General features: G+C 72.0%; 10 protein-coding genes and 2 pseudogenes. 7 read left to right on the top strand and 5 right to left on the bottom strand.

Going from position 1 to position 11,587, the window contains the following annotated elements; translation table 11 throughout:
- On the bottom strand, window positions 1–1,170 hold a 1,170-nt coding region (locus tag ACFV9M_RS38905; RefSeq protein WP_385102677.1), incomplete at its 3' end, for an ABC transporter substrate-binding protein.
- Between the two features lie 295 nt (window positions 1,171–1,465).
- Between ACFV9M_RS38905 and ACFV9M_RS38900 the strand changes: the two genes are divergently transcribed.
- From ACFV9M_RS38900 to ACFV9M_RS38890, 3 genes are all read left to right on the top strand, one after another.
- The gene (locus ACFV9M_RS38900; RefSeq protein WP_385069933.1) at window positions 1,466–2,407 is read left to right on the top strand and encodes an ROK family protein; all 942 of its coding nucleotides are present in this window, start codon (window positions 1,466–1,468) and stop codon (window positions 2,405–2,407) included.
- Complete coding sequence (gene nagA / locus ACFV9M_RS38895) at window positions 2,407–3,615, top strand: N-acetylglucosamine-6-phosphate deacetylase (RefSeq protein WP_385069936.1); 1,209 nt, start codon at window positions 2,407–2,409, stop codon at window positions 3,613–3,615. The genes ACFV9M_RS38900 and nagA overlap by 1 nt, the downstream gene beginning before the upstream one ends.
- A gap of 146 nt (window positions 3,616–3,761) precedes the next feature.
- Window positions 3,762–4,682, top strand: coding sequence for a 1-phosphofructokinase family hexose kinase (locus tag ACFV9M_RS38890; protein WP_385069939.1), 921 nt, complete (start codon window positions 3,762–3,764; stop codon window positions 4,680–4,682).
- A gap of 3 nt (window positions 4,683–4,685) precedes the next feature.
- Here the strand turns inward: ACFV9M_RS38890 and ACFV9M_RS38885 are convergent, their stop codons facing one another.
- Entirely contained in the window at window positions 4,686–5,645 is a 960-nt protein-coding gene (locus ACFV9M_RS38885) for a carbohydrate-binding protein (RefSeq protein ID WP_385069942.1), read from the bottom strand.
- Window positions 5,646–5,787: 142 nt separating this feature from the next.
- Window positions 5,788–7,455: a diguanylate cyclase CdgB gene (gene cdgB / locus ACFV9M_RS38880; RefSeq protein WP_385069945.1), complete on the bottom strand. Its 1,668-nt coding sequence runs from the start codon at window positions 7,453–7,455 to the stop codon at window positions 5,788–5,790.
- A 445-nt stretch (window positions 7,456–7,900) separates the two neighbouring features.
- On the opposite strand from cdgB, the gene ACFV9M_RS38875 reads away from it, so the two are divergent.
- Together ACFV9M_RS38875 and ACFV9M_RS38870 are read left to right on the top strand one after the other, a co-directional pair.
- Window positions 7,901–8,419, top strand: coding sequence for a flavin reductase family protein (locus tag ACFV9M_RS38875; protein WP_385069948.1), 519 nt, complete (start codon window positions 7,901–7,903; stop codon window positions 8,417–8,419).
- 48 nt (window positions 8,420–8,467) lie between these two features.
- Window positions 8,468–9,007 (top strand): GNAT family N-acetyltransferase, encoded by a 540-nt coding sequence (locus ACFV9M_RS38870; protein WP_385069951.1) that lies wholly within the window; start codon window positions 8,468–8,470, stop codon window positions 9,005–9,007.
- Between the two features lie 116 nt (window positions 9,008–9,123).
- Here the strand turns inward: ACFV9M_RS38870 and arfB are convergent, their stop codons facing one another.
- Window positions 9,124–9,561, bottom strand: a complete 438-nt coding sequence (gene arfB, locus ACFV9M_RS38865) for an alternative ribosome rescue aminoacyl-tRNA hydrolase ArfB (protein ID WP_385069953.1) — start codon at window positions 9,559–9,561, stop codon at window positions 9,124–9,126.
- Window positions 9,562–9,743: 182 nt separating this feature from the next.
- On the opposite strand from arfB, the gene ACFV9M_RS38860 reads away from it, so the two are divergent.
- The gene (locus tag ACFV9M_RS38860; RefSeq protein ID WP_385069956.1) at window positions 9,744–10,319 is read left to right on the top strand and encodes a TerD family protein; all 576 of its coding nucleotides are present in this window, start codon (window positions 9,744–9,746) and stop codon (window positions 10,317–10,319) included.
- Window positions 10,320–10,392: 73 nt separating this feature from the next.
- Here ACFV9M_RS38860 and ACFV9M_RS38855 read toward each other — a convergent pair.
- Window positions 10,393–11,271: pseudogene (locus ACFV9M_RS38855) on the bottom strand (hypothetical protein); the annotation flags it as partial.
- Here ACFV9M_RS38855 and ACFV9M_RS38850 point away from each other — a divergent pair.
- A pseudogene (locus ACFV9M_RS38850) lies at window positions 11,249–11,584 on the top strand (hypothetical protein); the annotation flags it as partial. The pseudogenes ACFV9M_RS38855 and ACFV9M_RS38850 sit on opposite strands and share 23 nt — an antisense overlap.
- Window positions 11,585–11,587: the final 3 nt, after the last annotated feature.

The raw sequence follows: 11,587 nt of genomic DNA, 5'->3' as shown, positions 1-11,587 counted from the left end.
GACGCCGGCCGGGCTGCCGCCGGCGGCCCCGGCCTGGCCGATCCGCTTCTTGATGTCCGCGCTGACCGTCGCCCACGAGGTCCGCCCCACCGGATACAGCTCGGACGACGGGAGCTGGTCCAGGAACGGCTTGAGGTCCGCGTCCTCCGACGCCGTGCTCATGACCTGGGAGGCGGAGGTGGTGACCGGCAGCAGGTCGTACTCGCGGGAGAAGGAGAGGACGTTCTCCTCGCTGTAGACGAAGTCCAGGAACTCACCGATCTGCTCGGCGTGCCCGTTCTGCTTGAAGGCGGTCATCCAGTCGGCGACGCCCAGGGAGACCTTGGAGGGGCCGTCGACGCCGGGCATCGCCACCATGCCGAACTTCACGCCCTTCTTCTCGGCCGCCTTCATCAGCGAGGGATGCCCGTTGAGCATGCCGACCTTCCCGGCGGTGAACGCCTCGAACGCGTCGGCCCGGTTGAGCTTGCCCGGCGCGACCGGCCCGGTCAGGCCCTCGCCGACCAGCTCGTTCTTCAGCCAGGAGAACGTCTCGACGTTCTCGGTGGAGTCGATGCTGTAGCCGGTGGCGGTCGTGGTGTAGCCGCCCCCGCCGCTGAGCAGCCACTGCATGGTCTCGGCCTGCGCCTCCTCGGAGCCGAGGGGCAGCGCGTACGGGTAGGCGACGCCTTCCTCCTTGAGCGCCTCGGCGTCCTCGGCGAGCTCGTCCCAGGTGGTGGGCGGGGTGATCCCGGCCTTCTCGAAGAGGGTCTTGTTGTAGAACAGCAGCCGCGTCGAGGAGGCGAACGGCATGCCGTACTGCACGCCCCGCACCTTGCCCGCGTCGGCGAGCTGCGACACGAAGTCGGCCTGGACGGGGATGGAGAGGACGTCCCCGGCCTTGTAGAGGAGGTCGTCGGCGGCGTAGTCGGCGTAGGAGCCGATCTGCGCCATGTCGGGCGCCTCGCCGTCCTCGACCATCGCCTTGACCTTGCGGTCGACGTCGTTCCAGGAGTGGACGGTGACCTCGACCTCGATGCCGGGGTGGTCCTTCTCGAACTCCTCGACCAGCGCGTCCCAGTACTTCTCGGAGCTGTTGGCGCTGCTGTCGCCGTAGTCGGCGGCGACGAGTCTGAGGGTGACGTCACCGGAGTCGCCGGTGACCCCGCACCCGGCGAGGACCGCCGTCATACCGAGGGCGGATGCCACCGCGATCGTTCCTGACCTGCCTGCCCGGCGCTGCACTGTGCTTCGTCTCCCCAACTGCTTCGTGCGTCCGTTGTCCGCACTCTGGACAACTGATTGCTCATACCAATGGACCGGAATCCGGACTAAGGTCTACACCACCCCTGTGGACTAGACCTCTCGCGGGCCTCGCACCACCCCCTCGCGCACCCCGCGCCGCCCCGCTCGACCCCGCACAGCACCCCCGAAGCATCGCGAGTGGACTAGACCTCTCCCGGGTCCTCGGGCCACACTGTCCCCCGTGAGACATGTCATCGCCCTCGACGTGGGCGGCACCGGGATGAAGGCCGCCCTGGTCGGAGCGGACGGCACGCTGCTGCACCGGGCCCGCCGGGCCACCGGACGCGAACACGGCCCCGACGCGGTCGTCGCCGGCATCCTCGACTTCGCCGCCGAGCTGTACGCCCACGGCGCCGCGCACCTGGGCGAGCCCGCCGCGGCCGCCGGGATCGCCGTCCCCGGCATCATCGACGAGGCCGACGGCGTCGCCGTCTACGCGGCCAACCTCGGCTGGCGGGACGTCCCCCTGCGCGCCCTGCTCACCACCCGCCTGGGCATCCCGGTCGCCCTCGGCCACGACGTGCGCACCGGCGGCCTCGCCGAGGGCCGGATCGGAGCGGGCCGGGGAGCCGACCGCTTCCTGTTCGTGGCGCTGGGCACCGGCATCGCGGGCGCCATCGGCATCGACGGCCGGGTCGAGGCGGGCGCGCACGGCTTCGCCGGCGAGATCGGCCACATCGTCGTACGGCCCGGCGGAACGCCCTGCCCGTGCGGGCAGCGCGGCTGCCTGGAGCGGTTCGCGTCCGCGGCGGCGGTGAGCGAGGCGTGGGCGGCGGCCTGCGGGGATCCGGGAGCCGACGCGGCGGACTGCGCGAAGGCCGTCGAGTCCGGCGACCCGGACGCCGTCCGGGTCTGGCAGGAGGCCGTGGACGCCCTGGCCGACGGCCTGGTCACCGCGCTCACCCTGCTGGACCCCCGCACGCTCGTCATCGGTGGCGGGCTCGCCGAGGCGGGGGAAACCTTGTTCACACCACTACGGGACGCCGTCCGGCGGCGCCTCACCTTCCAGAAACCGCCGACGATCGCCCCCGCCGCCCTGGGCGACACCGCCGGATGCCTGGGCGCGGGGCTCCTGGCCCGGGATCTGCTGAAGACGACCGACGGTACGGAGGTAACGCCCTGATGGTCACCCACGCAGGGGCGCGGGGAACCGCGCGACAAGTCACACACCACCCGCGGCCCGCGGCCGGCGAGGCGCCCTTCGTCCTCTCCGGCGCCGACGTGGTCCTCCCCGGCGGCACGGTCCGCGGCGGCCAGGTGGTCGTCGACGGCACCCGCATCGCCGCCACGGCCCCGGACGGCGTCCGGGTGCTCGACGCGAGGGGCCACTGGCTGGTCCCCGGCTTCGTCGACCTGCACAACCACGGCGGGGGCGGAGCCTCCTTCTCCGGCCCGGCGGAGGACGTGCTGCGGGCCGTCCGCACCCACCGCCGGCACGGCACCACCACCCTCGTCGCCTCCACCGTCACCGACGACATGGACCTCCTCGTCCGGCAGGCGGGGCTGCTGTCGGAGCTGGCCGAGCAGGGCGACATCGCCGGCATCCACTTCGAGGGCCCGTTCATCTCGCCGTGCCGCAAGGGCGCGCACTCCGAGAAGCTGCTGCGCGACCCGGACCCGGCGCAGGTGCGCAAGCTGGTCGACGCGGCGCGCGGCCGGGCGAGGATGCTCACGCTGGCCACGGAGCTGCCGGGCGGTCTGGACTCCGTACGGCTGCTCGTCGAGCACGGTGTGATCGCCGCCGTCGGCCACACGGACGCCACCTACGCGCAGACCGTCGAGGCGATCGAGGCGGGCGCCACCGTCGCCACCCATCTCTTCAACGCGATGCCCGCCCTCGGCCACCGCGCCCCCGGCCCGATCGCCGCGCTGCTGGAGGACGAGCGGGTCACGGTCGAGCTGATCAACGACGGGGTCCATCTGCACCCGGCCGCGCTGGAGCTGGCGTTCCGTCACGCGGGCCCGGGGCGCGTGGCGTTCATCACGGACGCGATGGACGCGGCCGGCAGCGGTGACGGCCGCTATCTGCTCGGCCCGCTGGAGGTGGAGGTCAGCGAGGGCGTGGCCCGGCTGGTGGACGGCGGCTCCATCGCCGGCTCCACCCTCACCCTGGACCGCGCCTTCCGGCGCGCGGTGACCGTCGACCGCCTCCCGGTCGAGGACGTGGTCGAGGCCCTGTCCGCCACCCCGGCCCGGCTGCTGGGCATGGACGACCGCGTGGGCTCCCTGGAACCCGGCAAGGACGCCGACCTGGTCCTGCTGGACGAGAACTTCGACCTGAAGGGCGTGATGCGGCGAGGGGAATGGGTGGTCGATCCCCAACTGGCCTGATACGTCCGCCCGCTGGGAGACGGTGGCCGGGCCGGGGGCTGGGCGGTCCGCCGTCTCTTTGGCATGATCGAGCCCCCGGAAACCCGGGAAGAAGGAAACAGAGGGAAACAGAAGGCGAACGCGCGCCATCGGGGGAGGTCGGCACGGTGATCCTGACGGTCACGCTCAACACCGCTCTCGGCATCACCCACCGCGTCCCGGCGCTGCGCCCGCACACCAGGCACCGGGTGACCGAGGTGACGGAACGCGCCGGCGGCAAGGGCCTGGACCTGGCGCGGGTGCTGGCCGCCCTGGGGCACGAGGTGACGGTCACCGGCTTCGTGGGCGGGGCCACCGGGCGGGAGGTGCGCGACCGCCTCACGGACGTCACCGACGCCCTCGTCCCGGTCTCCGGCACCACCCGCCGCACGGTCGCCGTCGTCGACGAACGCACCGGTGAGACCACCCGGTTCGACGAACCCGGCCCCGTGATCACGCCCGCCGAGTGGTCGGCCTTCCAGCGGACGTACGAGGCCCTGGTGGCCGGCGCCCGAGCGGTCGCCCTGTGCGGGAGTCTGCCGCCGGGCGTACCGGTCGGCGCGTACGCCGGGCTGGTGCGCACCGCGCGTGCCGCGGGGACGCCCGTCCTGCTGGACACCGGCGGGGAGCCGCTGCGGCGCGCGGTCGCCGCCCGACCGGACCTGATCACGCCGAACGCCGGTGAACTGGCCGAACTGACCGGCTCGCACGAGCCGTTGCGCGCCACGGAGGACGCCCGTCGGCGCGGCGCCCGCGCCGTGGTGGCGTCCCTGGGCCGGGAGGGCCTGGTCGCGGCGGCCCCGGAGGGCCGCTGGCGGGCCCTTCCGCCGGCCCGTCCGCGCGGTACGCCGGTGGGCGCCGGCGACCGTGTCACCGCCGGTCTGCTGTCGGGCCTGGTGGACCGCCTGCCCTGGCCGCAGCGGCTGGCCCGCGCGGTCGCCCTGTCCGCGGCGACCGTCCTGCCCCAGGCGGCCGGCGAGTTCGACCGGGCCGCGTACGAGGAGCTGGTGGCGCGGGTGGCGGTGACCGGCGAGGCCGGCGCGGCCTGAGCCCTACTCGGTGACCTGCCCCTGCTTCAGCCACAGCTGGTCCAGGAGCACGTTGCACTTGTCGCCGTTCTCGCAGGAGAGGCTGACGGTGTTGGTGCCCTTGGTGAGGGCCGGATAGGCGTAGGTGGTCGTCCAGCCCTTGGCGAAGTCCCCGTCGGCGGCGTGCGCGTAGTTCTTCATGCTCAGCGGGGTGCCGAACTTCTTGCCGTTGATGGTGAGCGTCATCGACTGGTCGTCGCCGGCGGTGCTGTAGTGCGCGAAGAGGGTGTAGGTGCCCTCCGCGGGGATGCCGTCGACGCTCCAGGTCACGGAGCTGCCGACCTGGTTGAGGTTGGCGACGTAGATCCCGCCGTCGGCCTGCGCGCCCTCGACGTCGGAGGCCAGCGCGGCGGTGCCGCCGAGGCGCAGGGCCTTGGCGTCGATCGTCGGCAGTTCGGTCTCGTCGCTCGCGTCGTCGGCGCCGGACTCGCTGGGCGAGGCGCTGGCGGAGGCGGTGGGGGCGGTGGACGCCTGGTCCGCGACGTCCTGGCCGTCGTCGTCGCCGCTGCCGTTGGCCATGACGACGGCGATGCCCACGACGACCGCGGCGAGGACCGCGACGGCGCCGATCAGCAGGCCCTTGGTGTTGGGGCCGCGGCCCCGGCCGCCGGAGGGCGCCGGCCGGCGTCCGCCGGTGGGCGCGTTGCCGCCGGGGGCGGTGCCGGGCGCGGGGTGGCCGTTCGGCTGCCCGTACGCACCCTGCTGCGGCACCGTCGGCTGGCCGTACTGCCCGTACTGCGCGGTCTGCTGCGGCTGCTGCTGCCCGTACCTGCGCTCGCCGACGGTGCGCACGCGGCTGACGGAGTTCGGGTAGCCGTAGCCGCCCGAGGGGGGCTGGGCTCCGTTGGCCTGGCCGTCGGCGTAGAGATAGCCGAACGGGTCGTCGTCCTCGGGCGTGCTCGCGCCGTTGTTGCCGGGCGTCATCCTCTCGTACTCCTCAACAGGTGCGGGGCGGATGCGTACGCGTGTGAATAGGTGCGGAGAAGAGCGAGCCTACCCGGTCCGCGGGCCACGAACGGGTGACCCGGATCGCACGGGCTCGCTCATCAAGTCCCTGACCTGCGGATCATCCGGCCCGCCTGTGCTGTTTGGGACGAGATCGTTTCTCGACGTACATCCGCTCGTCCGCCGACTTCAGGACTTCGTCGGCGGTCATCCCGCAGTGCGCCCAGCCGATGCCGAAGCTGGCGCCCACGCGCACGGCCCGGCCCTCGGCGCGGATCGGCTGGATGATCTCGTTGCGCAGGCGTACGGCGAGGTCCTCGGCGTCGGCGCGGCCGAGACCGTCGGCGAGGATCACGAACTCGTCACCGCCGAGCCGGGCGACGGTGTCGCCGTCCCGGACGCCCTGGGAGAGCCGTCGGGCGACCTCGACGAGGACCGCGTCGCCCGCGTTGTGCCCGAACCGGTCGTTGATCGACTTGAAGCCGTCGAGGTCGCAGAAGAGGACCGCGAGCCCCTTGGTGCCGTCGTCGCGGCCGCTCTCCTCGGGGGCGACGGTGTGGACGTGGTGGTCGTAGGCGTCGTAGGCCTCGCCGGACGGGTGGTAGTCGAAGCCGTGCCCGCCGCCGGTGTCGAAGGCGGGGTGCTCGTAGGCGGCGTCCATCGCGTCGACGGCGGTGGGGTGGGTGGACTGCGGGCGCCGGCAGAGCCGGGCGGAGAGGCGCGAGCGCAGTTCCGCGGAGTTCGGCAGGCCGGTGAGGGAGTCGTGGGAGGCGCGGTGGGCGAGCTGGAGCTCGCGGCGCTTGCGCTCCTCGATGTCCTCGACGTGGGTGAGGAGGAAGCGGGGCCCGTCGGCGGCGTCGGCGACGACGCTGTTGCGCAGCGAGACCCAGACGTAGCTGCCGTCGCGGCGGCCGAGGCGGAGCTCGGCGCGGCCGCCCTCGGCGGAGGTGCGCAGCAGGGTGCCCATGTCCTCGGGGTGGACGAGGTCGGAGAAGGAGTAGCGGCGCATCGCGGAGGCGGGCCGGCCGAGGAGCCGGCACAGGGCGTCGTTGGTGCGCAGGATCCGGCCGTGCTGGTCGCCGCCCATCTCGGCGATGGCCATGCCGGAGGGCGCGTACTCGAAGGCCTGCCGGAAGCTTTCCTCACTGGCGCGCAGGGCCTGCTGCTCGCGTTCGAGCCGGACCAGGGCCCGCTGCATGTTCGCCCGCAGACGCGCGTTGCTGATGGCGATGGCGGCCTGGAAGGCGTACATCTGGAGCGCCTCGCGGCCCCAGGCGCCGGGCCGCCGGCCGTTGCGGGGCCGGTCCACGGAGAGGATGCCGATCAGTTCGCCGCAGGCCCCGCCCCCGGGCGCGGCGGGCATGTACATGGGCGCGAAGAGGCGGTCGGAGGGGTGCCACTCGTCCTCGAAGCGCGGGGCGGGCCCGTCGGTGTACCACTGCGGGACGTCGTCGTCGTCGAGGACCCAGCCCTCGGTGTGGGGTATGAAGACCAGGTCGCCCCAGTTCTCGCCCATGCCCAGGCGCCGCTCCCAGGACTCCCGGGAGCCGACCCGGCCGGTGATCAAAGCCTCGGCGGCGGGGTTGCCGGAGAAGGCGGCGACGACCAGGTCGCCGTCGGGGCGTACGAGGTTGACGCACGCGAGCTCGTAACCGAGCGCGTTGACCACTCCGTCGGCGACGGTCTGCAGTGTGTCGGCCAGGCTCCGTGCCGTGTTCATGTCGGCCATGACCTGGTGCAGCTGTCGCAGGGACGCAAGACGGACGTACGGCTCCGACTCGGTCTCCATGCTTCGCCCTCCCCCCGAGACTTCGCAGCGAATCAAGGGTTGTCTTCGGCGTTACGTCGTTTTTCTTCGTCGTGTCTGCCGTTGTTCCGACGCCGTTGTGACGTCGTTCTGCCGGGTGTCTGAACCAGTGGCGTCTCCGCCACTGAATCACAGCGTGCTCCCCACTCGGTACACAGGGTCAACAATTCCCGACTCTTGTGACTCAAGTCACATGAAAACGTGAGCAATTGCGTGGAGATTCCGCGTCTCACCTGTGCGTTTACTGAGCACATGGGCCGCGCACGGCCGAGCGTACGCCAATCCGTCCACAGACCTACGACCGTCCTCGGGCGGAGGTCCGATGCGGCGCCGGCCATGCGGACACTAGCCTCCAGACGTGCCTCCAGACGCGCCCAAGACGCTCCCCGCCCCCGCCGCCCCCGCCGCCTTTGGGCATGCTGAGGGGGTGAGCGACGACGAGTTCCGCGCCGCGATGTCCCGGCTCGCCGGCGGCGTGGTCCTGGTGACCGCGCAGGAGCCGCCGCTGGACCCGGACGACCCGCGGGCGCCCGAGGGCGAGAACGCCGGCATGACGGCCACGGCGTTCCTGTCCGTCTCCCTGGATCCGCCCCTGGTCCTGGTCAGCCTGCGCACCGGCTCCCGCATGGACGACCTGCTGGACGAGCAGCCGCTGTGGGGTGTGTCGGTGCTCGCCGAGAGCCAGCGCCACATCGCCGGCCGCTTCGCGATGAAGGGCCGCCTCAGCGACCGCCTCCTCTTCGAGGACATCCCGTACACCCCCGGCGAGGCCACCGGCGCGCCGCTCGTCGACGGCGCGCTGGCCGCCCTGGAGTGCCGCACCGAACAGCGGGTGGCGGCGGGCGACCACACCCTCGTCATCGGCCGGGTGCTGCGGGCCCGGGTACCGAGCGCGAAAGGCGGTCCACTGGTCTATTTCAAGGGCCGTTACCGCCAGTTGAACTGAACGGCAATTCAGTGGCCGGGCACCGCTCGCACGCCCTACGGTGCCCGGATGACGACCAACCGGGGAACAGCGACGGGAACGGCGGCGGGAACGGCGGGGAAGGCGGTGGCCGCGACGGGAGCGGCGACTTCCCTCAGGCTGGAGGAAATAACTCCCGCGAATATCGAAAGCGCGCTCGCCATTCGGGTCCGCCCCGAGCAGGAATTCGCGGTCTCCCCGGTGGTGAAGTCCCTCGCGCAGGCCTACGTGTACCCCGGGGCCGCCTGGCCCCGCCTGATCGTCGACGGGGACCGGCCCGTCGGTTTCCTGATGGCGTTCCTCGACATCGACTGGAAGGCCGACGGCGGCAGCGTCGTCCGCTCCGGCCTGTGGCGCCTGAACATCGCCGCGGGTGAGCAGGGCCGCGGCTACGGCCGTTTCGCCGTGCGATCCGTCGCCGCGGAGATCCGCCGCCGCGGCGGCACCGAGCTGTACGTGACCTGGCACCCCGGCGAGCACGGCCCCGAGGGCTTCTACCTGGGCCTCGGCTTCCGGGACACCGGGGAGCGCAGCGCGGGGGAGACGGTGGGGGTGCTGACGCTGCCCTGACCGAGCCCCTCGGGCGGGGCGCCCCGGGCCGGCCCCCTCAGCCCCGGACCGCTCAGCACCGGCCCCCTCAGCCCCGGACCCCTCGGGCCGGGCCCCCTCGGGCCGGGCCGGGCCCCTCAGCCCCAGTCCCGCCCGGTCCTCCCCCGCTTGGTCTGCGACCGCTGCTTCTTCTCCCGCAGCCGGCGTTCGTTGATCCCGCGCGGGATGCGGGTGGGCCGGCGGGGCTTCGGCGGGGGTGCGGTGGCCTCGGCGAGGAGGGCGGCGAGCCGTACGGCGGCGGCCTCGCGGTTGCGCCACTGGGAGCGGTGCTCGGAGGCGCGGACGCTCACCACGCCGTCGACCAGACGCCCGGCGAGCCGCTCCAGCGCCCGCGCCTTCCACACCTCGGGCAGCGCCTCGGTGCCGGCCAGGTCGAAGCGGAGCTCCACCTGCGAGTCACTGGTGTTGACGTGCTGCCCGCCGGGCCCCGACGACCGCGAGAAACGCCACAGGAGCTCGGCCTCGGGGAGCGAGACGGAGCCACGGATGGGATAGGGACCGGACATGCCGTACATGTTCCCGCCCGTGACCGGTCCACGTCACCCGAATAACCGGTTCGCCCGGGCCCGCGCCCACCGGTTCGGTAAAGAAAGTAAAGACACGGGGAACCTTCGGCGCCCTTCGCCTCGTTCTTGGGGATAGCTGTAGCTTCGTGGCGCACGAAGCCTCTACGCAACCAGGGAAAGGACTCCCAACCATGGCTGTAAGCCTGTCCAAGGGTGGCAACGTCTCGCTCACCAAGGAGGCTCCGGGCCTGACCGCCGTCACCGTGGGCCTCGGCTGGGACGTCCGTACGACCACCGGCACGGACTTCGACCTGGACGCCTCCGCGATCGCGGTGAACCCCCAGGGCAGGGTCTACTCGGACGCCCACTTCGTCTTCTTCAACAACAAGCAGACCCCGGACAACACCATCGTCCACACCGGTGACAACCGCACCGGCGAGGGCGCGGGCGACGACGAGGCGATCAACGTCAACCTGGCGGCCCTCCCGGCCGACATCGACAAGATCGTCTTCCCGGTCTCCATCTACGACGCGGAGAACCGCTCGCAGAACTTCGGCCAGGTCCGCAACGCCTACATCCGCATCGTCAACCAGGCCGGCGGCGCGGAGGTCGCCCGCTACGACCTGTCCGAGGACGCGGCGACCGAGACCGCCATGATCTTCGGCGAGCTGTACCGCAACGGCGCGGAGTGGAAGTTCCGCGCGGTCGGCCAGGGCTACGCCTCGGGCCTGGTGGGCATCGCCCAGGACTTCGGCGTGAACGTCTGAGCGACGGCCCGTCCCGGTCGCACGGGAGCCCCTTGCCTGCCGGGCGGGGGGCTCCCCGGCGCTGAAACGCGTCTCAGGCCGCCGTCTTCTTCCGGGCGAGTTCGCGCGCCCGTTCGTTCAACTCGCGCGCCTTCGGATTGCCCAGATGCGGCCGGATCCGGCGGCTCAGGATGCCGAAGTGCTCGTCCGCCCGTGCCGAGGACAGTGCCGCGTAGTCGTCGAGGAAGGCGTTCCATGTCGCGCAAGCCGCTTCGAGGTGCCCGACTTCGAGCTGGCGTTGTGCGAGCAAGCCGTTCGCATGAGCGTTTCCTTGCTTCTCGGCCGCGGGACGCACACGGTTCGAAGCCCGCATGGCTTCGATCGAGCCGGGCACGTCTCCGAGCGCGTAGAGCACGCTGGACCGGTGGAACTCGAATGCCGCCCGGTCGTATCCGCCGACGGCGTCACGCCGGTTGTCCGCCTTCGACAGTGCTGCCTCGGTCTCACGCAGGCGGGTGAAGGCAAGCCGTTGGTCGCCGACCAGCGCGGCTCCGTGCGCCTGCTGTCCCCGGAGGAACGCCTGAAGGCGGGGGCCCGCCTTCGGCGCCGCTTCGGCCGCGGAGTCCGCGAGTTCGAGTGCCTTGTTCGCGTGCTTGAGGTTGGCGGCCTGAAGCGCCATACCACGGAGCGTCCGGCAGTAGGTGACTTCGTCGCCCGCCGATCTGGCCAGCCCCAGGGCCTGCCGGTGGTAGCGCTGCCCGAGACCGTGCGCCTTCTCGTACATGGCCGTCCACCCCGTCAGGTACACAAGATCGGATGCGGCGGCTCGCATGTCATTCTTGACGGCTTCGGACCCGTCTGCCCGAAGGTAGGAAGAGACCGAGTCGACGATGCACGCTGCGGCCATCGGACGCGCGTGCGCGCCGCCGAGTTCATCGAGAATGGCGGCGATCTTGTCGGTCGCGGAACGCATCCTCGGGCAAGCTGTCGCCTACCTGATCACCGCCATGGAGAACCCCGGCGTGGACATCGGACCGGGATACACGGTCGACCTGGGGATCCATCAGATCATCCTGGACACGCCCGTGTACTTCGCCTTCTGTGCCGCGTACAACGGCGGGCAGTACAAGCATCACGCGCCGCTCGTCGAGCGTCGGCGCGACGGCACTGTGATGCGTACCGCCGAGATCATCCGGAGCAACGGTTTCGCAGTCGACACCGAACTCTGGGAGGGCGACGCGTCCGACTGCGGTCCGTGTGACGACAAGGTTCCCGACAGCCACTGACCA

This window comes from Streptomyces sp. NPDC059895, assembly GCF_042731035.1.
In the GTDB taxonomy this organism is placed as follows: domain Bacteria; phylum Actinomycetota; class Actinomycetes; order Streptomycetales; family Streptomycetaceae; genus Streptomyces.
The sequence above is the reverse complement of the archived record's forward strand: the minus strand, read 5'-3'. Positions and strand labels throughout refer to the sequence as shown.